The following is a 22,291-nucleotide window of genomic DNA, read 5'->3' as shown; positions in this document are numbered from 1 at the left end:
TCCCGGCGGCGACGTCGGCTAGCCTTCCAAGGGGCCCAACCACGCGTTGGCCACGGTGTTATGTGCGGATTCATCGTTGGATGGGTGGAAGATGCCGGCCAGGACATCCCGATACAGGCGCTCCATCTCGGAACCCTTGAAGTAGCTGGATCCGCCCGTCACCCGGATGGCCAGATCCACCACGTGGCGTGCGTTCTCCGTAGCCCGGGATTTGATCCCCACGAGCTTGGGAAACCATTGCGCCCCGTGGTCAACCCGGTTGTCGACGTCGCGGGCCACTGCCGAAATCTGCGGATAAATCCCATCCATCGCCAAGGCAGCGTCTGCCACCTTCCACCGGATATCCGGATCCTGGGCGTAGCTGCGCCCACCGTACTTCGCTGACACGCGGCGCTTGACGTTCTCCACGCCCAGGGTAAACGCGCGCTCGGCCACGCCAGTGTAGACGGCGGCGAGCAACGTTTCGAAGCAAGCGAAGATCGCAAAAATGAGCAGGTCCTTGTTCGGACCTACGGGCAGCTTGCGGAAGATACGTTCCGGGGGAATGACGGCCCCATGCAGGAGTGTGGTGTTCGAAGCACTGGCCCGCATTCCCAAAGTATCCCAGTCACTCAAGGTCTCATGGCCGGGTTCATCGCGGCGGAGGAAGCCAAAGACAAGTTCTCCCTCACCTTCCCGGGCGTCCGCATCCTTGCCAAAGGTCCCCAAACGCGTCCAGCCACGGGAAAGACTCGTGAAGATCTTGCGGCCCGTAAACCTGTAGCTGCCGTCGGCCAGCGGCTCGGCAACCGTGCCGGAATCGAACAACATGGAATCATTGCCGGCCTCCGAGATGCCGAAGGCAAAGACTTCGCCCTGCGCGGCCTCTTTCAGGACAAAGTCCAAGGAATCGTCTCCCCTGGCGGCCATGACCTGCGCGACGCCGGTCCACACCAAGTGCATGTTGACGGCCAGTGCTGTGGCGGGGGCAGCCGTGGCCAGTCGCTGCTGCAGCGCAGCTACCGCTTCCAGGCCGAGTCCCAAACCGCCGTCGGCCTCCGGGACGAACAGCTTGAGGTATCCGGCAGCCGCCAGGTCTTCCAGGTCCTCGTGGAAGAACTGATTGTTTTGGTCATACCCGGCTGCGCGGCCGCGCAGGCGTTCGAGCAGGGCCTCGGGCAGGATGTCTTCGGGAACCATCGCAGGGCCTCCTTTTGGTGGTTTGCTCTAGTAGTTACTGAGCAGCGTATTCAGGACGCGGGCGCCGAACTGGAGTGATTCGGCAGGAACGCGCTCATCAACGCCGTGGAACATCCCGGTGAAATCGAGCTCGTCCGGCAGCATCAGCGGGGCGAATCCGTAGCCCGTGATGCCGATCTTGCTCAGCGACTTGTTGTCGGTGCCGCCGGAGAGCGTGTAGGGAAGCACCTTGGCGCCCGGGTCCTCGGAGTGCAGGGCGTCGATCATGGAGTCCACGAGGTTGCCCGCGAACGGTACCTCCAAGGAGACGTCCTTATTGACGTAGCTGATCTCGATACCGTCGCCGGCGAGTTCCTTGATGGTCTCAAACACCAGTTCCTGCTGACCCGGGAGGGTGCGGCAGTCCACGAATGCCTCGGCCGACTCAGGGATGACATTGTGCTTGTAACCCGAACGCAGGAAGGTGGGGTTGGATGTGTTCTGCAGTGTCGCGCCAACGAACCGGGCCACCGTGCCCAGCTCCTTCAGGAGGATGTCCGGGTTGTCGGCATCGAACTCGACGCCGGTCAGTTCGGTGACGCCGTCCAGGAACTGGCGCGTGGTGGGCGTCAGTTCCACCGGCCACTTGTATTCACCGATCCGGGTCACGGCAGCTGCAAGCCGGGTGACGGCGTTGTCGGTGTTGATCTGGGAGCCGTGTCCCGCCCGGCCGTGGGCCACCAGCCGCAGCCAGGACAGGCCCTTTTCGGCAGTTTGGAGCAGGTAGGTCCGCTGTCCGCCGATGGTGGCGGAGAAGCCGCCCACCTCGGAGATGGCCTCGGTGGCGCCGTCGAAAAGCTCGCGGCGGTGTTCCACAGCGTACCGGGCGCCATAAGTGCCACCGGCCTCCTCGTCGGCAAAGAACGCGAAGATGATGTCGCGCTTGGGTTTACGGCCCGTCCTGGCGAAGTTCCGCATGACGGACAGGATCATGGCGTCCATGTCCTTCATGTCCACGGCGCCGCGTCCCCAGACCAGGCCGTCCTTCAGTTCGCCGCTGAACGGGTCCACGCTCCACTGGTCCCTCAGGGCAGGGACCACGTCGAGGTGTCCGTGTACCACCAGCGCATTTGCGGACGGGTCCTCGCCGGCCAGGCGGGTTACCACGTTGGCGCGGCCAGGGGCGGACTCGAAAATTTCAGCCTCAAGGCCTACCTCGGTGATCAGGCCGGCCGTGTACTCGGCTGCTGCACGCTCCCCCGGGCCGGTGTCGTCGCCGAAGTTGGAGGAGTCGATGCGGATGAGCTCCTGGCAGATCCGGACAACTTCGTCTTCGGGGCGGATGACAGACATGGAAATTCTCCTTGTGTGGCTGGGCTGCAGGTTCCGGCGACGCAAACTGCGGCTCCGCAGCCCGTCCCGTGTTCCCTCAGCCTACTCACCAGCAGCGGCCCCAGTCAGGAATTCGTTTCGTCGTGGGTCCTCCGACGGGCACGGAAGGGCCCCGACCAGCGCCGATTTTTCAGCTACCCGAAACCGTGTTAGAGTTTTTCTCGCTGCTTCGGAGGAAAGTGAAGCACCGGAAGGTGCAAAACGACCCATCTGAACACCACCTTGCGCGGGTGGCGGAATGGCAGACGCGCTAGCTTGAGGTGCTAGTCCTCGAAAGGGGGTGGGGGTTCAAGTCCCCCTCCGCGCACAATCACAAGGCCTGGAATCCACGGATTCCGGGCCTTGTTTGTTTTTTGCCCCGGCCCCTCCGGGCGAAATAGGATGCGAGTTTGATCACCTTTGTTTCTTCCGTGGACAGTGAAGGAAAAACATGACCAGCTCTGAAGACATCCTCGGTCCCGACTACATAGCTCGGACCCTGACCCTCCAGCCCGACTCCGAGGGCGATGTGGTGGCGACGCTGGTCAGCAGGAAGATACCTACCGGCACCGGGCGTGCCGTCCTCTATGTCCACGGGTTCGTGGACTACTTCTTCCAGGCGCACTTGGCCGATGAGTGGGCCAACGCCGGATACGACTTCTACGCCCTGGACCTTCGAAAGTATGGACGGTCCCTGCTCCCCCACCAAACGCCCAACTACATCGAATCCCTGCAGAGCTACGACGAGGAACTCGACGAGGCAGCCCGCATCATCAGGGATGAGGATGGGCACGATGTCCTGGTTGTCCTGGGCCACTCCACGGGAGGCTTGATTACCAGCCTCTGGGCACACCGGCGACGCTTCGATGGCACCGTGGATGCGCTGATCCTTAACAGTCCGTGGTTCGACCTGAATAAGCCGTTCCTCCAGCGGACGGTGGGGACCGCCGTCGTCGACCGTCTTGCGACGTACCAGCCGAGGCGGCAGGTGGGCGTCCTGGGTGAGCATTACGGACGCAGCCTGCACTCAACCACGGGCGGCGCGTGGGATTTCAACCTCAGCTGGAAGCCGCTGGAAGGATTTCCCGTTCTGGCCGGCTGGTTGCGCGCCATCAGGCGCGGACACGCCGAACTCGCCAGGGGCCTGGATATCCGCTGTCCCGTCCTGGTCTGCGCCTCCGCCGCCAGTGCATCGGTAACGGCACCGCCCGAGACCATCAATTCCTCGGACATCGTGCTCAACGTCCGGCATATCGCCGAACGCAGTACACGACTGGGGCGGTTGGTCACCTTGGCGCGGATCGATGGCGGTATTCACGATCTCGCCCTGTCTGCCGAACCGGCGCGGAGCAGATTCTTCGAAGAAGTCTTCCGCTGGGCGGGCGCTTACGTGCCGGAAAGTGGGGCGAAGCGCTGAGCTGGAGCAGCGAGTTAACGACGGCGGCGGTCACCTGAGGTGACCGCCGCCGTTTACTGCCTTGTTTGTCAGGGCAGATGGGAAACGCTGCCCACGAAATGGCGCCGTCCGGTGCGTGGGTTCCAAGCCACGTACGTCGATCGTTCCCAAGTGCCCGAGTTCCCTTGGACTGTGGCGATATCCAAGGCAACCCGTGCCGGAAGGAACACCGGGGCTTCAAAGGCGACGTCCCAGGCGAAGGACTCCGACTTGACCGCACCGACGTCAGCCAATGCCCGTGAGGCCAGGTACATTCCGTGGGCAATCGATCCCCGCAGCCCCAAAGCCTTGGCGGACAAGACGCTCAGGTGGATCGGATTGAAATCGCCCGAAACGGTGGCGTAGCTTCGGCCGGTCTCCAGGCCGAGCTGCCACAGCGCAGTGGGGTCCGGCGGCGAGAAATCACCGGCCATTGGCGCACCATTGGGGTTTCCCGCCTTATCTATGCCTGGCAGGAAAACACCCTTGGCAAGGTAGGTTGAAACACCCCGCCAGAGCAAGTCGCCGCTGGACGTTGAACGGACTTCAGCTACGATGTCCAACTGCGTCCCTGCACGGTGGCCGGCGAGGTTGGCCGCCCATGATCGGATATCCAGGGACTCGGTGAACTGGATGGGGACACGCTGCTCCACACGATTCTTGAGATGGATCATCCCCAAGAGGGGTAACGGAAAGTCGTCCCTGTTCATGACGCTCATGGACACCGGAAACGCCAGCGCATGAACGAAACCCGCAGGGAGGATATCGCTTGCGGTCTCGCCTACCAGGTGCTGGTAGGCGGTCAGGTTTTCCACCTCGGCCCGGATATTCCGGACCTCGTGGCTGACAGCCGGCAATCTGGTCTTCCCTGTCGACGCCCCAAGGACCCTGCGGCGCGCAGCAGTTGCGGCCGCATTGACATACAGCTTGGACAGCGACGGCAGCTCACCAAGGATGACGGGCTGGGGATCGGTCATGCTCCCACCAGTTGTTGTCCGCAGACGCGCAGCACTCCACCAGAAATTCCGCCGGCGGCATCACTGGCCAGGAAGGCGATCGCTTCGGCGACATCCTGGGGCTGGCCGCCCTGTTTGAGCGAGTTCAGGCGGCGTGCGGCTTCACGGATGGCAAACGGCATCCTGGCTGTCATTTCGGTTTCGATGAAGCCCGGGGCAACCGCGTTGATGGTGCCGCCGAAGGGCGCCAGCAGTGGCGCGGTGGACTTCACCATGCCGATCACCCCACCCTTGGACGCGCCGTAGTTGGTCTGGCCCCTGTTGCCGGCGATGCCACTGGTGGAAGCGACCGAAACGATGCGTGGCGAATTCCTGAAGTGCTCGGACGCCAGAAGGGCCTCGTTGATCCTCAGTTGAGCGGCGATGTTCACCGCGATGACCGACTGCCAGCGTCCCTCGTCCATGTTGGCCAGGAGCCTGTCGCGGGTGATTCCGGCGTTGTGCACCACGATGTCGATCCTGCCATGGCGTTGCACAGCATGTTCGATGATTCGGTGGCCGGCGTCGTCCCGGCTGATATCAAGCTGCAGTGCCGTTCCCCGTACCTCGTTGGCCACCGCTGCCAGGTGATCCCCGGCCGCAGGGATGTCCACAGCGACCACCGTGGCGCCATCCCGGCGCAGCGTGCGTGCGATGGCTGCTCCGATGCCCCGGGCTGCCCCTGTGACAACCGCGACCTTGCCTGCCAGTGGCTTCTCCGAATCGGTCGGCAATGTGCCCGAGGCCGAGCTGACGGTCAGGAACTGTCCGTCCACGTAGGCGGAGCGTCCGGAAAGGAAGAACCGCAGGGCGCCGAGCGCCGAGGGGCTTGTGGTTGCAAGGTCGTCGTCCAAGAGAATTCCGTTGGCTGTCGCCCCAGCGCGGAGTTCCTTGGCCAGGGACCGCAGGAGACCGTCGATACCCTGACGTGCCGCCGCGGACGCAGGAGACGTTGCCGAGTGGGCTGTCCGGGAGATCGTGACCACTCGGGCGTTCGACGCGAGGTCCCGCAGGGAGGCGCCGGCAGTCAGTACAGGTTTGGCCAGGTCTTCGGGATGTTGGACGGCATCGAGGACCAAGAGGATGGCACCCAGCTTTTCCTTGGGCAACGCGTTGCGCCGAACATCCAGGCCCCAACCCAGCAGCGTCGTGGCGATGTCATCGGCACCTGCGCTGTCGCCACTGACCAGCACGGGGCCGGTCAGCAGCGGGGCACCTGGTTGATGGCGTCGCAGGACCACAGGCTGCGGCAGGCCGAGCTTCTTGGCGACGTCCTTGCCCAATCCCTGACTCACCAGCTGTGTGTATTTGTCTGTCATGGAGTTCCCCCTACGCTGCTTCCAGGATGGCAACGACGCCCTGCCCGCCGGCGGCGCACACGGAAATCAGTCCCCGTGCGGGCCGTCCGTCGACCGCGCCCTTCTCATGCAGCATCTTTGCAAGTGAAGCCACGATCCTTCCACCCGTCGCGGCGAAGGGATGCCCTGCGGCCAGGGAAGATCCGTTGACGTTGAGCTTGGCGCGGTCCACCTTGCCAAGCGCTCCATCGAGGCCAAGCCGGGTGCGTCCGAACTCCTCGTCTTCCCATGCTGCCAACGTGCTCAGCACCGTGCCAGCGAAGGCCTCATGGATTTCGAAGAAGTCGATGTCTTCGAACGTCAGCCCGTGCCGGGCCAGCAAGCGCGGGACTGCGAAGACGGGCGCCATGAGGAGGCCATCCTTGCCGTGGACGAAGTCGACGGCGGCTGCCTCGCCATCCAGGACGGTGGCGAGCTTGGGCAGGCCATGGGAGTCTGCCCATTCTTCGGTGGCCAACAGGACGGTGGAGGCGCCATCGGTGAGGGGCGTGGAGTTACCGGCCGTCATGGTCGCCTCGGAGCCCAGGTTCTTGCCGAAAACGGGCTTCAGCGTGGCGAGCTTCTCCAGCGTGGTGTCGGCACGGAGGTTGGAGTCGCGGCTGAGTCCGCGGTAGGGCGTGATGAGGTCGTCGAAGAAGCCGCGCTCATAGGCGGCGGCAAGGTTGCGGTGGCTGTTGAAGGCCAGCTCGTCCTGAGCTTCACGGGCGATCTTCCACTGTGCGGTGGTGAGGGCTTGGTGCTCACCCATCGACAGGCCAGTGCGGGGCTCGCCGGTGTTGGGTGCGTCGGGGGCCAGGTCCTTGGGCCTGATGCGGCCGATGATCTTCAGCTTCTGCACGGGCGTTTTGGCACGGTTGAGGTCCAGCAGGATCTCGCGAAGGCCCTCGCTGACCGCGATCGGCGCGTCGGATGCCGAGTCCACTCCTCCAGCGATGGCTGAATCGATCTGGCCTAGCTTGATCTTGTTGGACAGCCCAATCACGGTCTCCAAACCGGTTGCGCAGGCCTGCTGGAGATCGTACGCCGGAGTTTCCGGCGACAAAGCGGAGCCCAGCACGGCTTCCCGGGTGAGGTTGAAGTCCCTGGAGTGCTTGAGCACTGCGCCTGCAGCAACTTCGCCAATGCGTTCATCCTGAAGTCCGAAACGTGCAACCAGACCCTCCAATGCCGCGGTGAGCATGTCTTGGTTGGACGACTTCACGTAGGCACCGCCTGTGCGGGCGAAGGGGATGCGGTTGCCGCCCACGATGACGGCGGAGCGTGTTGCTTGAGGGGTTGTGGTTGCTTCCCGGGTCGCGCCCGCGGTCACATCTGCTGCAGCCATGCTGGTCTCCTTCGATCAATGCCAGTTACTGATACCCAGCGTACCTGATACGCTGGGTATCGTGAACAGTCGCTCCGAAGAAGTCGCCGTTGCCGTCAACGCCCCGCAGGATGCCATCAGCGCAACCGTGGATGGACGCACAGCACGGTGGCAATCCCATCGCGAAGAACGGCGCCGCGAGCTGATCAAATCGGCACGAAAGGCTGTTCACCGCTTGGGCAGCGAGGCCTCCATGGAGGACATTGCCGGAGCGGCCGGCACATCAAAATCCGTCTTCTACCGCTATTTCGGTGACAAGGCGGGGCTTCAGCAGGCCATGGGCGAAGTTGTGCTGGGGCAGATGCAGCGCCGGATGCAGGAAGCTGCCCAGTCAGCCCAGACGCCCCGCGAAGGGTTGCTCGCCATGGTCTCCGCGTATCTGCAGATGGCGGAATCCAGCCCCAATGTCTATGCCTTCATAACGCGGCTGAGCCCCGGGGAGGCATCGGCGCAGGACGCCATCGCAGCATCCGGAGCGTTGGGCAACTTTTTCGAACAGATCACGGACATGATCGCGACCCCCATGCGGGAGCACCTTGGCGAGGAAAAGGAAGCAGTGATTGTGTACTGGCCCACCGCCGCCATTGGACTTGTCAGGAACGCGGGCGAGATGTGGTTGGGCAGCCCCGCCAGCAGCACCAAACCCGATCAGGCAACCATGGCCGGGCGGATCACCGATTGGCTGTGCCTCGGCATAGCCCCGGAACTCAAGACCACCACCTGACACAGCAATGACTCATCAGTTGTCGGAACCAAAGAAGGAAACAACATGACTGAAGTAGTGGACCGGGCCTCATCAGCCAACCAACCCTCAGGCCGCGATGACGCAGCCACCACCACAGGCGCGGAGCCTGTGGTGGATGTTGCTGCCCTTGGCGAGCAACTCCTGGGCAAGTGGGCCCACATCCGGCACCAGGCCCGTGCTGTTGCCGGCAATCCGGCTGTGCAGAAGGTCGAGGGCCTGTCTCACACGGAGCACCGTGCCCGGGTGTTCGAACAGTTGAAGTTCCTGGTGGACAACAACACTGTTCATCGCGCTTTCCCCACCCGTCTGGGCGGCTCCGATGACCATGGCGGCAATATCGCCGGGTTCGAAGAGATCGTCACTGCCGACCCCTCACTTCAGATCAAGGCCGGCGTCCAGTGGGGCCTCTTCGGATCAGCGGTGATGCACCTTGGCACCGTCGAACACCAGGACAAATGGCTGCCCGGCATCATGAGCCTGGAGATCCCGGGCTGCTTTGCCATGACGGAAACAGGTCATGGTTCGGACGTCGCCAGCATTGCCACAACAGCTACTTATGACGAAGCGAGCGGGGAATTCGTCATCAACACGCCTTTCCGCGCAGCGTGGAAGGACTACATCGGCAATGCGGCCAATGACGGTCTGGCCGCCGTCGTGTTCGCCCAACTGATTACCCGCAACGTCAACCGTGGCGTCCACGCGTTCTATGTGGAACTCCGCGATCCTGCCAGCCAGGAATTCCTTCCGGGTATCGGCGGCGAAGACGATGGCATCAAGGGCGGACTGAATGGCATCGACAACGGCCGGCTTCATTTCACGAACGTCCGTATCCCCCGCACCAATCTGCTGAACCGCTACGGCGACGTAGCTGAGGACGGCACCTACTCCTCCACCATCGAAAGCCCCGGTCGCCGCTTCTTCACCATGCTCGGCACGCTGGTGCAGGGACGCGTCTCACTGGATGGCGCGGCGGTAGCTGCCAGCAAGTTGGCCCTCAAGACGGCCATCCAGTACGCAACCGAGCGACGCCAGTTCAACGCATCGTCAGCCACCGACGAAGAAGTCCTCCTGGACTACCAGCGGCACCAGCGTCGCCTGTTCACCCGATTGGCAACCACGTACGCGGCCAGCTTCGCGCACGAACAGCTCCTGCAGAAATTTGACGACGTCTTCTCCGGCGCCCACGACACCGACGCCGACCGCCAGGACCTGGAAACGCTGGCAGCCGCACTCAAACCACTGAGCACCTGGCATGCCCTGGATACCCTGCAGGAATGCCGGGAGGCCTGCGGCGGCGCCGGCTTCCTGATCGAAAACCGCTTCGCCTCTCTTCGGGCGGACCTGGACGTCTACGTCACGTTCGAGGGTGACAACACCGTCCTGCTGCAGCTGGTAGCCAAAAGGCTCCTGGCTGACTACGCCAAGGAATTCCGTAGCGCGGACTTTGGCGTCCTGGCCCGTTACGTCGTGGACCAGGCCGCCGGCGTGGCTTTGCACCGCACGGGCCTGCGTCAAGTGGCCCAGTTTGTGGCGGACACCGGCTCGGTGCAAAAGGCTGCGCTGGCCTTGCGGGACGAGGAAGGCCAGCGGACCCTTCTTGCCGACCGTGTGCAGTCCATGGTGGCTGAGGTTGGCGCAGCCTTGAAGGGAGCCAACAAGCTTCCGCAGCACCAGGCAGCGGCCCTGTTCAACCAGCACCAGCACGAACTGATCGAGGCTGCCCAGGCGCACGCTGAACTGCTGCAGTGGGAAGCCTTCACCGAGGCCCTTGCCCAGGTCTCCGACGAAGGAACAAAGCGTGTCCTGACGTGGCTACGCGACCTTTTCGGATTGTCGCTGATTGAGAAGCATCTGTCCTGGTACCTCATGAATGGTCGGCTCTCCATGCAGCGTGGCCGGACCGTGGGCACCTATATCAACCGACTGCTGGTCAAGATCCGCCCGCATGCGGTGGACCTTGTGGACGCCTTCGGCTACGGCCCTGAACACCTCCGCGCCTCAATTGCCACCGGCGCAGAGGCGACGCGACAGGACGAAGCACGCCGGTATTTCCGCGAGCAGCGTGCCAGTGGAAGTGCCCCTGCGGACGAGAAAACGCTCCTGGCACTGAAGGCCAACAAGTCGCGGTAGCAGTTCTCCGCCGCCTTGCGGTGAACAGCAGCGGAACTTTGGTAAACCACGACGGCGCCGCCCCAGCAAAGGGGGCGGCGCCGTCGTGGTTTGGACTGCTGTTGGGACGCTTCAATCCCGATAAATCGCGGTACTGGTTACCGCAGTTCCGGCTACCGCAGTACGGAGCGGTAGACCTCAAGGGTTGTTTCCGTGATGGACTCCCAGGAGAAGTGCTCCTCTGCCCGGCGTCGACCGGCGATGCCCATCTCGCGCGCACGGGCAGGATCGGCCACTACCTCGTTCAAGGCGGCAGCGAAATCGCTGACGAACTTCTCCGGATCCAACGGTGTGCCGGTTCCGTCCGTGACCTGTTCCAATTGGACGAGCAGCCCCGTTTCCCCGTGCTGGACCACTTCGGGGATGCCGCCCGTGGCGCTGGCCACAACGGCTGCACCGCAGGCCATGGCTTCCAGGTTCACGATGCCCAATGGCTCGTAGATTGAAGGGCAGGCGAAGGCTGTGGCATGGCTGAGGACCTGGATAAGCTCGCGGCGCGGCAGCATCCGTTCAATCAGGACGACGCCTTCGCGCTTGGTCTGCAGTTCCTCGATGAGCCGCGCCGTCTCGGCGGCCAGTTCGGGGGTGTCGGCCGCGCCGAGGCAGAGCACCAGTTGGACGTCATCAGGGAGGCTGGACGCGGCGCGGAGCAGGTACGGGACACCTTTTTGTCGGGTGTTGCGGCCAACAAACACCACGCTGGGCTTGGCAGGGTCGATGCCCAAGGCCCGGATTGCGTCGTCTTCCTCGTCCCGCTCCCACAGCGAGACATCAATGCCATTGTGGACCACGCGGACCTTGTCAGGATCAACGTTGGGATAGCTGCGGAGGATGTCCTGGCGCATGCCGTCCGATACGGCGATGATGGCGGCAGCGGCTTCGTAGGCGGTTTGCTCCACCCAGGAAGACAGCGCGTAACCGCCGCCAAGCTGCTCGGCCTTCCACGGGCGGAGGGGCTCAAGACTGTGGGCGCTGAGCACGTGCGGAATGCCGTGCAGCAGCGAAGCGAGGTGGCCGGCCATATTGGCGTACCAGGTGTGCGAGTGGACAAGGTCCGCTCCCGCAATGTCCGGAACGATCCTCAGATCAACGCCCAGCGTCTGGATGGCAGCGTTGGCGTCGCCGAGGTCCTCGGGCGTGGCGTAGGAGGCCACAGTCGCCCCGTGATAGTCGGCATCACGAGGGGCGCCGAACGCCCGAACATGAAGATCGACGTGCTTTGCCAGCACCCGGCTGAGCTCGGCAACGTGGACACCGGCACCGCCATAAATTTCCGGAGGGAATTCTTTAGTCACAATGTCTATTCGCACGCTAACCAACGTAGTCGTTCCGGCGTATGTGTTCTAGTGTGAAAGAGTCCGGAAAATCGGACTTTTGGGGGCTACGAAGACGTACGGGGAGCTGTGACCATGGCGTTGAAGAAAGTTTTGGCAATCGTATTGGCAGGCGGAGAGGGTAACCGACTCATGCCGCTGACGGCGGACCGGGCCAAGCCCGCGGTTCCGTTTGCTGGCGGCTACCGTCTCATTGACTTTGCACTATCCAATCTCGTCAATTCGGGATATTTGAAAATTGTGGTTCTGACGCAGTACAAATCGCACAGCCTTGACCGCCACATCTCGGAAACCTGGCGCATGTCGACGCAGCTGGGCCGCTATGTGGCATCCGTTCCGGCGCAGCAGCGTGTAGGCAAGAGCTGGTTCCTTGGCAGTGCCAACGCCATCTATCAATCGCTGAACCTGATCCACGACGACGCCCCGGACATCGTGGTAGTGGTTGGCGCTGACCACGTGTACCGCATGGACTTCTCCCAGATGGTGGAGCAGCACATCGCCAGCGGTGCGAAAGCCACAGTTGCTGCAGTGCGGCAGCCACTGAACATGGCCAACCAGTTCGGCGTGATCGAGGTGGACCAGAACGATCCCCAGAAGATTGCAGCCTTCGTGGAGAAGCCGGCCAGCACCCCCGGGCTGGCGGCGGACCCCACGCAGTTCCTGGCATCCATGGGTAACTACGTCTTCAACGCTGATGCTCTTGTTGAGGCACTGCATGTGGATGCGGAACGCCTCGACACCAAGCACGACATGGGCGGCGACATCATTCCCTACTTCGTGGACCAGGGCGAAGCCGGCGTGTACGACTTCACCCTCAACGACATCCCCGGCGCCACCGAACGCGACCGGACCTACTGGCGCGACGTCGGTACCATCGACTCGTTCTACGACGCACACATGGACCTCATCTCCCCCGTGCCGGTCTTCAACCTGTACAACTCTGAGTGGCCGATCTACACCCGCCAGAGCATTTCCCCGCCCGCAAAGTTCGTCCGTGGGGAAAACAACACGGTGGGCACGGCCCTCGATTCCATCGTGGCCAGTGGCGTGGTGATCTCCGGCGGCATCGTAGAGGGCTCTGTCCTCTCAAACGACGCCTATGTGGCGGCTGGCAGCCGGGTCCAGGACTCCGTGCTGATGGACAAGGTCCGCGTCGGTGAGGGTGCCGTCATCAAACGGGCCATCCTGGACAAGAACGTCAAGGTCCCCGCCGGGGCTGCCATCGGTCTGGACCCCGCTCTGGACAAGGCCCGCGGCTACAAGGTTACGGAGTCCGGCATCACCGTCCTGGCGAAGGGGCAGGTGGTGCCCGAGCCCGGCGAGGCAGAGCTCGCTCTGTCCGCACAACATCGCCGAGCGCTGCCGGAAGCTGTCAAGGCGGCCACCCATAACGACCCCGATATCCGTGACTCCGCCGAAAAGGTAGCGGCCGGCATCCAGTCACGCGTGGCGGACGCTGCTGCGCAGGGTGCCGCGCACTAGCCTGTACCCCTCCAGCTGACGCAGACAGAACCCGAGGCAGGCCGCGGGCTCCCAAGGCTGTAAAATCAGGTCAATGAGCTCCACCGATCTGACGCCTGAAGAGATCCAGGCCTGCCTCAAGGTTCTGACCACGATCCACGTCTACGACGAAGAGCACCCGGACTACGTTGCAGTCCGGCGTGCCACCGGCAAGATGTTCAAGGCCGTCAAGCGCCACCGCCGCGTGACCAAACGCGATTCCATCGCCGAGGCGGACCGCGCCGTCATCGCCCTGACTGCTACCGCCGCGCCGGATCGTATTGACGATGAAACCCGCGGCAACAAGCTGGCCCCCTCCGCTACCGGCGAGATCGCGGGCCACCTCATCCGCTCGCGTCCCTGCTATATCTGCAAGAAGCACTACACGCAGGTGGACGCGTTCTACCACCAGCTTTGCCCCGAATGCGCGGCCTTCAGCCACAGCAAGCGCGACGCGCGCACCGACCTCACCGGCCGCAGGGCGCTGTTGACCGGTGGTCGTGCCAAGATCGGCATGTACATCGCGTTGCGCCTGCTCAGGGACGGCGCGCACACCACCATCACCACCCGATTCCCCAAGGACGCGGCGCGTCGCTTCGCCGCCATGGAAGACAGCGGCGAGTGGCTTCACCGGCTCCGGATCGTTGGCATCGACCTGCGCGATCCTGCACAGGTCATGGCCCTGACGGACTCGCTGAACGAAGCCGGCCCGTTGGACATCATCATCAACAACGCAGCGCAGACGGTGCGGCGATCCGGCAACGCTTACAAGCCCTTGGTCGACGCCGAGGACGAACCGTTGCCTGCGGCCCTGGAGGCGGCCAACGGAGGTCCCGAGTTGGTGACTTTCGGGCACGCACATGACAAGCACCCGCTTGCCCTTGCCAGCAGCGTCACCGAACACCCGGTTCTGGCGGGGGACGCGATCACCTCGCTGGCCCTCTCCACCGGATCGGCATCATTGCAGCGGATTGAGTCGGGAACGGCGATCGACGCCGGTGGCCTGGTTCCGGACCTTGCCTCGATCAACAGCTGGACCCAGGTTGTTGACGAAGTGGACCCCCTGGAAATGCTCGAGGTCCAGCTGTGCAACGTGACCGCGCCCTTCCTCTTGGTCAGCCGATTGCGCGATGCCATGAAGCGCTCCACGGCCCACAGGAAGTACATCGTGAACGTATCTGCCATGGAAGGGCAGTTCTCCCGTGCCTACAAGGGTCCCGGACACCCTCACACCAACATGGCCAAGGCGGCCTTGAACATGATGACGCGGACCAGTGCACAGGAAATGCTGGACTCCGATGGCATCCTGATGACCGCTGTGGACACCGGTTGGATTACAGATGAGCGTCCCCACTACACCAAGGTCCGGCTCATGGAGGAAGGGTTCCACGCACCCTTGGACCTGGTGGACGGCGCAGCCCGTGTGTACGACCCCATTGTGATGGGGGAAAAGGGCGAGGATCAGTACGGCGTCTTCCTTAAGGATTACAAACCGTCCCCCTGGTAAAACTCTCGAATTTGAGTACAGATAAGGCCCTTAAGAATGTTCTTAAGGGCCTTATCTGTACAAAATTTCTAAGCGAGCCGGGTGATCTCCACTGACACAGAGAGCCCGGATCCGCCGCCACCGGACAGGATACCTTTCAAGGGTGGCACGTCGCGGTAGTCCCGCCCCCTGGCAACAGTCACGTGGTAGTCACCGGCGGGCTTGTGGTTGGTGGGGTCCCAGCTGCGCCACTCCCCGTCCCACCATTCCAACCAGGCGTGTGACTGACCGGCCACGGTTTCGCCAATGTCCGCCGAGGACCGGGGGTGGATGTACCCGGAGACATAGCGGGCGGGAATACCGCTGCACCGCAGGGCGCCGATGGCCAAGTGGGCGAGGTCCTGACAGACACCCTGGCGTTGCGACCACGCCTGTTCGGCATTCGTCGTGACACCGGTGGTGCCCTTCATATAGGTCATCTCGCCGGCCATCCACGCGAACACCGCCAGCGCCGCCTCGTGCGGGTTCTTGCCATCGACGATTCCGGGAACGATGCTGAGGACTTCGTCGCCCGGGCCACTGAGCCGTGACTGGGGTAACCAGTCGCTGAACTCGTCCTGTACTTTCTCCGAGGCTATGACGTCCCATCCCACGATGTCATCCTCGGCAGCGATCCGCTCGGTTCGATGCACTTCCACGGTGGCCGTAGCGAGGACCTCAAGGCTCTCATGCGGCATCTGCATATCGAACGCCGTGACTCGTGTACCCCAGTAGTCGCGGTAGGTGCTGACAGAGGCCTGGTTGGGCGAGACCTTGAGGGAGGACTCCAGGACCACCTGCTGGCCGTCGGTCAGCGGGGTCATCCGGGCCTCGTTGTAGGACAAAGTCACGCGTCGGTGATACTTATAGGCCGTTTTATGGACGATGCTCAGCCGGGTCATGAAACTTCTCCCACCCAGGCGTGTTCATCAGCCTGATTGAAGTACTTACGGGAAATCGCGTCTGACGCTTGCGTCACTGCCTTTTGCACACGTTCCATGTGCTCAGGCAACTCGGACATAAGGTCATCCGTGCGGTGGAACTCAAGGAACGTCCTCGCTTGGCCCACGATGCGCCGGGCATCGTTGATGAAGCCAACGCGTTGCGCGGACGGATCCAGTTTGGCGAGGCACTCGTCCGCATCGCGCAGGGCGTAGACGATGGAGCGTGGGAACAGCCGGTCCAGGAGCAGGAACTCTGCCGCGTGCTGGTCTCCGAACGCGGCCCGTCGGGTCCGGATGAAGGACTCGTAAGCGCCGGCGCACCGCAACATGTTCACCCAGGACATTCCTGCGGACTGGACGTCCCGCGTGGACAACATGCGTGCAGTCATGTCGGCCCGTTCCAGGGACCGGCCGAGGACCATGAACAGCCAGCTTTCGTCATGGCTGACCGTGGTGTCCGCCAGGCCGCGAACCATGGCGGTCCGCTCCAGTACCCAGTTGCAGAAACGGTACGTTCCCACCACGTCCTTGCGGTGCTGGTTGAGTCCGTAATACGTGGTGTTAAGGCTCTCCCAGAGGGATTGGGAGACAGTTTCCCTGGCCCGGCGCGCATTCTCGCGGGCTGCACCGAGGGAACCGGCAATGGATGATGCGCTCTGTTTGTCGTAAGCCAAGGCATGGAGAAGTTCGGGCAGGCCAAAGTCTTCGCTTTGGGGCTTCGCTCCCATGACCGCCAGCAGCTCCCTGGCCACGCTGCGCTGCTCTTCAAGGGGCAGGTGGTTCAGGCGTTCCAGGTGGACGTCCAGGATCCTGGCAGTGCCGTCGGCGCGTTCTACGTAGCGTCCGATCCAAAAAAGTGATTCAGCAATACGGCTCAGCATGTGGCTGCGCCTCCTTCGCGTGGTGCATGTCGAAGTTCAGTTGTTGGGTGGAGCGGGGTCACTGCTGCTGCTCCGTCTGGCGGTCCCGCCAGTTGCTTTCCACGGGCCACACGGAAACCTGCTCGCGAACGGTGACGGACTGGCGCGGGATGACTTCGGCGGGCATCTGCGGTGAATTGGCCAAGACCCAGGTGTCTTTGGACCCGCCGCCCTGGCTGGAGTTCACGATCAACGAGCCTTCCTTGAGCGCCACCCGGGTGAGGCCGCCGGGCAGGACCCAGACGTCGTCGCCGTCGTTCACTGCAAAAGGCCGCAGGTCCACGTGGCGTGGCCCGAACTTGTCACCGGAAAGAGTCGGCACGGTGGAGAGCTGCAACACGGGCTGGGCGATCCAGCCGCGGGGATCGGCAATGACACGTTTTCGCAACGCATCAAGTTCTTCCTTCGAGGCGTCCGGGCCAATGACCAAACCCTTGCCACCGGAGCCATCAACGGGCTTCACCACAAGCTCATCGAGGCGGTCCAGCACATGCTCCCTGGCTTCCTTTTCTTCAAGCCGGAAGGTGTCGACGTTGGCAATAATTGGCTCTTCGTGAAGGTAGTACCGGATCAGGTCAGGGACGTAACTGTACACGAGCTTGTCATCGGCTACGCCGTTGCCCACGGCATTGGCAATGGTCACGCCCCCGGCCCTGGCTGCGTTGACCAGGCCCGGACAGCCAAGCATGGAATCGGAACGGAACTGCAGGGGATCCAGGAAGTCGTCATCGATGCGCTTGTAGATGACATCCACGCGCTGCTCGCCCGCGGTGGTCCGCATGTAGACGCGGTTGCCACGGCAGATGAGGTCGCGGCCTTCCACCAGTTCCACGCCCATAAGCCCCGCCAGGAGGGTGTGCTCAAAATAGGCGCTGTTGAAGACACCCGGTGTAAGCACCACGACGGTGGGATCGTCGACGCCGGCGGGGGACGTCTTGCGGAGGGCAGAGAGGAGCCGGCGGGGGTACTCTTCGACGGGGCGGATGTGCTGCTGGCCGAACGCTTCGGGCAGGCCCTTCGCCATGGCGCGCCGGTTTTCCAGCACGTAGCTGACACCGGAAGGTACCCGGACGTTGTCTTCGAGCACCCTGAAGGTTCCCGCAGCATCGCGGACGACGTCGATACCCGAGACATGGACGCGGACGCCGCCGGACGGCTCGAAACCGTGGACTGCCCGGTGGAAGTGTGCACTGGTGGTCACCAGTTGCCTCGGGATCACGCCGTCGGTCACCACGGCCATGCGTCCGTACACGTCATTCAGGAACGCTTCGAGCGCTTTGACGCGTTGGGCGACACCGCGCTCCAGCACGTCCCACTCGTCGGCCGGGATGACCCTTGGCACGATGTCCAGCGGGAACGGCCGCTCCTCCCCCGCGTAGTCGAACGTCACACCGCGGTCCAGGAACGTACGGGCCATGGAATCGGCACGGGCCGTGACGTCCGCCAGGGAAAGTTCGCGCAGAGCGCCGGAAACCTGACCGTAGGATTTTCTGGCAACGTGGCCTGGGGCAAACATCTCGTCGTAGGCGCCACTGCGCGCAGCGGCCTCGGAGTAATCCTGGAATAGGTCAGACATGGGAATTAGACAATCACCTTTTTGAGTCGGGCGCATTACGCGCAGATTGTGTCGCAGTTTCCGGGAGGTCCCGGTTCGCCTTTCCGTGCCCCCATCCGGCAGGGTTGAGGCATGCCCTTCAACAGTCTTTCGCCCCAGCTGTCCCGGCTGGGGCCCGGGTTGGTCCTGAGCATCGCCGCAACGGGTCTGGCCTTCGCCATCCACGCGGTGTTTCCAGCCGTACCAGCCATGACGCTCGCTGTTGCCTTGGGCTTGCTCTCAGCCAATATACCGGGCACAGCTGTCTTGGCTGCCGGGCGCGCCCGCCCCGGCCTGGACTTCGCGGGGAAGCACCTCATGCGAGCGGGAATCGTACTGCTGGGCCTCAAGGTCAGCATTCAGGATGTGCTCGGCCTCGGCTGGCTTTCCCTGCTCCTGATCGCCGGAGTTGTGCTGGTGAGCTTCGCAGGAACCTATGGCTTGGCCCGCCTGCTGCGCCTCCCCGGCGAAGCTGCCCTGCTGATCGCCACGGGCTTCTCCATCTGCGGGGCCTCCGCGATCGGAGCCATGGCGGCGGTGCGGCGCATCAAGCACCAGGACACGGTGCTCCCCGTGGCGCTCGTGACACTGTGCGGTACGTTGGCTATTGGCGTGCTGCCACTCCTGATGCACCCCTTGAACCTGAGTCCTGAGCAGTTCGGTGCGTGGACCGGAGCGTCCGTGCACGATGTTGGCCAGGTGGTGGCCACGGCGCAAACCGCGGGTCCAGCGGCGCTGGCGATCGCCGTCGTCGTCAAATTGACCAGGGTGGTCCTTCTTGCGCCCATCGCGGCAGCGGGCGGCCTGCACCAGAGGATCGACCATCTGCGACAGCGCGCTAACGGTTCAGGGGACGCGGCGACCGTCGGCGAGGGAAAGTTCCCGCCCATCGTGCCGTTGTTCGTCCTCGGCTTTATCGCGATGGTGGTGGTCCGTTCCCTGGGCTGGGCACCAGAGATGGGACTCGAAACAGCGGCGGCCCTTCAAGACATCCTCTTGGCAACGGCGCTGTTCGGTCTGGGCTCGGCGGTGCGGGTGCGCACCCTGATTCACACCGGTGGACGCGCTGTGCTGGTGGCGCTGGGTTCCTGGCTGATCATCGCTTCGCTGGGTCTGGGTGCCGCGTGGATCATGATTAGATAGCTGTGTGTCGAATCACAATCTGTCGCGCGATGAAGCCGCTACCCGTTCAGCCCTGATCACCACCCACAGCTACGACGTCACCCTCGATGTCCGAGACGCGGCAGATCCCGAAGTCGCCGGCTACCCGAGTATCAGCACCATCACCTTCTCCGCCAAACCCGGCTCCGCAACCTTCCTGGACTTCATCAGCGGAGGCGTGCAGTCGGTGGTGTTGAATGGCGTACCGCTGGATATTGGGAGCGCGGTGGACCGCGACAGGATCATCCTGGATGGCCTCGCTGCCGAGAACGAGGTAACAGTCACGGGAACGGCCCTTTACAGCCGCTCCGGTGAGGGCATGCACCGCTTCGTGGACCCCGCCGACGGCCAGTGCTACCTCTACACCCAATACGAACCGGCGGACAGCAGACGCGTTTTCGCCAACTTCGAACAGCCGGACCTCAAAGCCGAGTTCACGTTCCATGTGATCGCGCCCGCCGATTGGGAGGTTGCATCCAACGGCGTTGAAGCCGTCCGGACGCCCGCCACATCCGACCCCGGGGTGGCCCGCTGGGACTTCGCCACCACCAAGCGCATGTCCACTTACATCACCACTGTGCTTGCCGGGCCCTACTACAAGGCCACGGACCACTGGGGAGCAACCCTCGACGACGGCACCCGCCTTGACGTGCCGCTGGCACTTTTCTGCCGGGCCTCTTTGGCCGACTCCTTCGACGCCGACGAACTCTTCCGTCTGACCAAGGGTGGCCTGTCATTCTTCAACGAGCTCTTTGACTATCCGTATCCGTGGGGCAAATACGACCAAGCCTTTGTTCCCGAATACAACCTGGGAGCCATGGAAAACCCCGGCTTGGTCACGTTCACGGAGAAGTACGTGTACGCCTCAAGGGCCACTGACGCACAGTACCAGGCACGCGCCAACACCCTGATGCACGAGATGGCGCACATGTGGTTCGGCGACCTCGTGACCATGAACTGGTGGGATGACTTGTGGCTCAAGGAGTCCTTTGCCGACTATATGGGAACCCTCGGAGTGGACCGGGCTACCGATTGGGACACCGCCTGGGTGAACTTCGCCAGCAAGCGCAAGGCCTGGGCCTACCTGCAGGATCAGTTGCCCACGACGCACCCGATCGTTGCCGACATCCCCGATCTTGAAGCAGCCAAGCAAAACTTTGACGGCATCACCTATGCCAAGGGCGCGTCGGTCCTGAAGCAATTGGTGGCCTATGTGGGGTTTGACGCTTTCATTGACGGCTCCCGGCAGTACTTCCGCGACCACGCCTTCGGGAATACTTCCCTGCAGGATCTCCTGAAGGCCCTCAGCGCAGCCTCCGGACGCGACCTCGCCACCTGGGCACGCCAATGGTTGCAGACATCCGGGATCTCCACCATTTCCGCCGAGATCGTGGAAGACGGTGGGACGCTCGGCGCGGTAACACTCCAACAGGACGCCATCGATCCCATCACCGGTCACCAGGAGCTCCGTCCGCACCGCATGCGCCTGGGCTTGTACGACGCCGACACAACAGGCGCCCTGGTCAGGTCGGAGAGCATCGACGTGGACGTCGTCGGCCCCAGCACACTGGTAGCCGAGCTCAACGGAAAGCGGAGGCCGGCGCTGCTGCTGGTCAACGATGACGACCTCAGCTACGCCAAGGTCCGGCTCGATCCCGTGTCCGAGCACACGGTGCGCACCTCACTGGACAGAATCCAGGACCCCATGGCGCGTGCTCTCTGCTGGACGGCGCTCTGGGACTCTGCACGGGATGGTGTCACGTCTGCTGCACGGTACGTTGCCGCCGTCGAGCAGTTTGCTCCAGCAGAGAGTGGAATCGGTGTCCTGCTCAACGTGCTGGCCAATGCCACAGGCGCCATTGAACGTTTTGTTCCGGCCGCGACGCGGGCCGACGTCCGCAAGGAGTTCCTGGCTGTTGCTGCAAACCAGTTGCAGGCCGCTGCGGCAGGATCGGATCAGCAACTTGCGTGGGCCAGGACACTCGCGGACGTGTCGCGCCACGGTGACAGCGAGCTCTCGCTGATCCGGGGCATCCTGGAGGGCTCTACGGTCATTGGCGGCCTAGCTGTGGACGCGGAGCTGCGGTGGAGCCTCTGGCAAGCACTCTCAGCACACGGACAAGCGACGCAGGCTGAGCTGGACCGGGAACTTGAAGCTGACAAAACCGCTTCAGGCAGGGAGGGCCACGCGCTGGCTTCGGCCGCCCGACCGGATGCCTCAGTGAAAGCAGCAGCCTGGGACTCCGCGGTCAACACCACCGGCCTTTCCAACGAGATCCTCAGCGCTACGATCGCTGGCTTCGCGACGGCGCCCGCTGACATGCTGAAACCCTATGTTGAGCCGTACTTCGAGTGCCTTGAAAGAGTATGGGCTGAGCGAAGTATTGAAATCGCCGGCAGGATCGTCCGCGGACTTTTCCCGGCCGCACAGGATCTTGCGGACGGAATGCGGCCCACCAGCCATCCGGTCATGCTCCGGACTGATGAATGGATGCAGAATCACAAGGGTGCTCCCAGGGCCCTGCGGCGCATCATTATCGAACAGCGCAGCCATCTCCTGCGGGCACTGACAGCGCAAGCGTCGGAGGGCTAGCTGTAGTGTCCCGGCAGGTTGGTGACACGGGATTGATGTGACGCAATAAGAGGACCTCCGGGTGTTGTGTGGTGCTTGTCGAGAGCAGTTACACAATCCAGGAGGTCCTCGTGTCCCACTCTAACG

16 protein-coding genes and 1 tRNA gene are annotated in these 22,291 nt (G+C 63.2%); 8 read left to right on the top strand and 9 right to left on the bottom strand.

The features are described from left to right. Positions 1-18: 18 nt before the first annotated feature. Positions 19-1,179, bottom strand: coding sequence for an acyl-CoA dehydrogenase family protein (locus ACR30Z_RS12930; protein ID WP_434372942.1), 1,161 nt, complete (start codon positions 1,177-1,179; stop codon positions 19-21). 27 nt (positions 1,180-1,206) lie between these two features. Beyond that, the gene (locus ACR30Z_RS12925) at positions 1,207-2,511 is read right to left on the bottom strand and encodes a M20/M25/M40 family metallo-hydrolase (RefSeq protein WP_434372940.1); all 1,305 of its coding nucleotides are present in this window, start codon (positions 2,509-2,511) and stop codon (positions 1,207-1,209) included. 263 nt (positions 2,512-2,774) lie between these two features. Here ACR30Z_RS12925 and ACR30Z_RS12920 point away from each other — a divergent pair. Both ACR30Z_RS12920 and ACR30Z_RS12915 read left to right on the top strand, forming a co-directional pair. After that, positions 2,775-2,857 (top strand) — tRNA-Leu (locus ACR30Z_RS12920). A 123-nt stretch (positions 2,858-2,980) separates the two neighbouring features. Further along, a complete protein-coding gene (locus tag ACR30Z_RS12915; protein ID WP_434372938.1) occupies positions 2,981-3,946 on the top strand; it encodes an alpha/beta hydrolase in 966 nt (321 codons plus the stop codon). 68 nt (positions 3,947-4,014) lie between these two features. Here ACR30Z_RS12915 and ACR30Z_RS12910 read toward each other — a convergent pair whose 3' ends face one another. Genes ACR30Z_RS12910 through ACR30Z_RS12900 form a run of 3 tightly spaced genes read right to left on the bottom strand, consistent with a single transcriptional unit; the run spans position 4,015 to position 7,641 of the window. Next, positions 4,015-4,941: a MaoC/PaaZ C-terminal domain-containing protein gene (locus ACR30Z_RS12910; RefSeq protein ID WP_434372936.1), complete on the bottom strand. Its 927-nt coding sequence runs from the start codon at positions 4,939-4,941 to the stop codon at positions 4,015-4,017. Beyond that, complete coding sequence (locus tag ACR30Z_RS12905) at positions 4,938-6,278, bottom strand: 3-oxoacyl-ACP reductase (RefSeq protein WP_434372935.1); 1,341 nt, start codon at positions 6,276-6,278, stop codon at positions 4,938-4,940. The genes ACR30Z_RS12910 and ACR30Z_RS12905 overlap by 4 nt, the downstream gene beginning before the upstream one ends. Before the next feature lie 10 nt (positions 6,279-6,288). After that, positions 6,289-7,641 (bottom strand): acetyl-CoA C-acetyltransferase, encoded by a 1,353-nt coding sequence (locus ACR30Z_RS12900; RefSeq protein ID WP_144648272.1) that lies wholly within the window; start codon positions 7,639-7,641, stop codon positions 6,289-6,291. Between ACR30Z_RS12900 and ACR30Z_RS12895 the strand changes: the two genes are divergently transcribed. Next, positions 7,640-8,404 carry a TetR/AcrR family transcriptional regulator gene (locus ACR30Z_RS12895; RefSeq protein WP_208759925.1) on the top strand — a complete coding sequence of 255 codons (765 nt, stop codon included), beginning with the start codon at positions 7,640-7,642 and terminating at the stop codon, positions 8,402-8,404. The two genes, ACR30Z_RS12900 and ACR30Z_RS12895, sit on opposite strands and share 2 nt — an antisense overlap. 45 nt (positions 8,405-8,449) lie before the next feature. Further along, positions 8,450-10,555, top strand: coding sequence for an acyl-CoA dehydrogenase family protein (locus ACR30Z_RS12890; protein WP_434372932.1), 2,106 nt, complete (start codon positions 8,450-8,452; stop codon positions 10,553-10,555). A 152-nt stretch (positions 10,556-10,707) separates the two neighbouring features. Here the strand turns inward: ACR30Z_RS12890 and glgA are convergent, their stop codons facing one another. Further along, a complete protein-coding gene (gene glgA, locus ACR30Z_RS12885) occupies positions 10,708-11,904 on the bottom strand; it encodes a glycogen synthase (protein ID WP_144648270.1) in 1,197 nt (398 codons plus the stop codon). Between the two features lie 93 nt (positions 11,905-11,997). Between glgA and glgC the strand changes: the two genes are divergently transcribed. After that, positions 11,998-13,410: a glucose-1-phosphate adenylyltransferase gene (glgC, locus tag ACR30Z_RS12880; RefSeq protein ID WP_434372930.1), complete on the top strand. Its 1,413-nt coding sequence runs from the start codon at positions 11,998-12,000 to the stop codon at positions 13,408-13,410. A 73-nt stretch (positions 13,411-13,483) separates the two neighbouring features. Continuing rightward, complete coding sequence (locus ACR30Z_RS12875) at positions 13,484-14,935, top strand: SDR family NAD(P)-dependent oxidoreductase (protein ID WP_144648268.1); 1,452 nt, start codon at positions 13,484-13,486, stop codon at positions 14,933-14,935. 68 nt (positions 14,936-15,003) lie between these two features. On the opposite strand, the gene ACR30Z_RS12870 is transcribed toward ACR30Z_RS12875, so the two are convergent. The 3 genes from ACR30Z_RS12870 to ACR30Z_RS12860 are packed head-to-tail and all read right to left on the bottom strand — an operon-like array spanning position 15,004 to position 18,393. After that, the gene (locus ACR30Z_RS12870) at positions 15,004-15,855 is read right to left on the bottom strand and encodes a transglutaminase family protein (RefSeq protein ID WP_144648267.1); all 852 of its coding nucleotides are present in this window, start codon (positions 15,853-15,855) and stop codon (positions 15,004-15,006) included. Beyond that, on the bottom strand, positions 15,852-16,778 hold the full coding sequence (locus ACR30Z_RS12865; RefSeq protein ID WP_144648266.1) for an alpha-E domain-containing protein: 927 nt from the start codon (positions 16,776-16,778) through the stop codon (positions 15,852-15,854). Before ACR30Z_RS12865 ends, ACR30Z_RS12870 begins: the two co-directional genes overlap by 4 nt. 58 nt (positions 16,779-16,836) lie before the next feature. Continuing rightward, complete coding sequence (locus tag ACR30Z_RS12860; protein WP_434372928.1) at positions 16,837-18,393, bottom strand: circularly permuted type 2 ATP-grasp protein; 1,557 nt, start codon at positions 18,391-18,393, stop codon at positions 16,837-16,839. A gap of 111 nt (positions 18,394-18,504) precedes the next feature. Here ACR30Z_RS12860 and ACR30Z_RS12855 point away from each other — a divergent pair, with 111 nt between their 5' ends. Continuing rightward, complete coding sequence (locus ACR30Z_RS12855; protein ID WP_144648264.1) at positions 18,505-19,554, top strand: YeiH family protein; 1,050 nt, start codon at positions 18,505-18,507, stop codon at positions 19,552-19,554. A 4-nt stretch (positions 19,555-19,558) separates the two neighbouring features. Next, positions 19,559-22,165 carry an aminopeptidase N gene (gene pepN, locus ACR30Z_RS12850; RefSeq protein ID WP_434372926.1) on the top strand — a complete coding sequence of 869 codons (2,607 nt, stop codon included), beginning with the start codon at positions 19,559-19,561 and terminating at the stop codon, positions 22,163-22,165. Positions 22,166-22,291: the final 126 nt, after the last annotated feature.

Source organism: Paenarthrobacter sp. FR1 (assembly GCF_051106045.1).
GTDB lineage: Bacteria > Actinomycetota > Actinomycetes > Actinomycetales > Micrococcaceae > Arthrobacter > Arthrobacter nitroguajacolicus_A.
This window is presented reverse-complemented; position numbering and strand designations above follow the sequence as displayed.

Bases quoted from the DNA above. Each gene is read 5' to 3' on its own strand.
- ACR30Z_RS12930 (WP_434372942.1), bottom strand. From the start codon at position 1,179: ATGGTTCCCGAAGACATCCTGCCCGAGGCCCTGCTCGAACGCCTGCGC.
- ACR30Z_RS12925 (WP_434372940.1), bottom strand. From the start codon at position 2,511: ATGTCTGTCATCCGCCCCGAAGACGAAGTTGTCCGGATCTGCCAGGAG.
- ACR30Z_RS12915 (WP_434372938.1), top strand. From the start codon at position 2,981: ATGACCAGCTCTGAAGACATCCTCGGTCCCGACTACATAGCTCGGACC.
- ACR30Z_RS12910 (WP_434372936.1), bottom strand. From the start codon at position 4,941: ATGACCGATCCCCAGCCCGTCATCCTTGGTGAGCTGCCGTCGCTGTCC.
- ACR30Z_RS12905 (WP_434372935.1), bottom strand. From the start codon at position 6,278: ATGACAGACAAATACACACAGCTGGTGAGTCAGGGATTGGGCAAGGAC.
- ACR30Z_RS12895 (WP_208759925.1), top strand. From the start codon at position 7,640: ATGCTGGTCTCCTTCGATCAATGCCAGTTACTGATACCCAGCGTACCT.
- ACR30Z_RS12900 (WP_144648272.1), bottom strand. From the start codon at position 7,641: ATGGCTGCAGCAGATGTGACCGCGGGCGCGACCCGGGAAGCAACCACA.
- ACR30Z_RS12890 (WP_434372932.1), top strand. From the start codon at position 8,450: ATGACTGAAGTAGTGGACCGGGCCTCATCAGCCAACCAACCCTCAGGC.
- ACR30Z_RS12875 (WP_144648268.1), top strand. From the start codon at position 13,484: ATGAGCTCCACCGATCTGACGCCTGAAGAGATCCAGGCCTGCCTCAAG.
- ACR30Z_RS12870 (WP_144648267.1), bottom strand. From the start codon at position 15,855: ATGACCCGGCTGAGCATCGTCCATAAAACGGCCTATAAGTATCACCGA.
- ACR30Z_RS12865 (WP_144648266.1), bottom strand. From the start codon at position 16,778: ATGCTGAGCCGTATTGCTGAATCACTTTTTTGGATCGGACGCTACGTA.
- ACR30Z_RS12860 (WP_434372928.1), bottom strand. From the start codon at position 18,393: ATGTCTGACCTATTCCAGGATTACTCCGAGGCCGCTGCGCGCAGTGGC.
- ACR30Z_RS12855 (WP_144648264.1), top strand. From the start codon at position 18,505: ATGCCCTTCAACAGTCTTTCGCCCCAGCTGTCCCGGCTGGGGCCCGGG.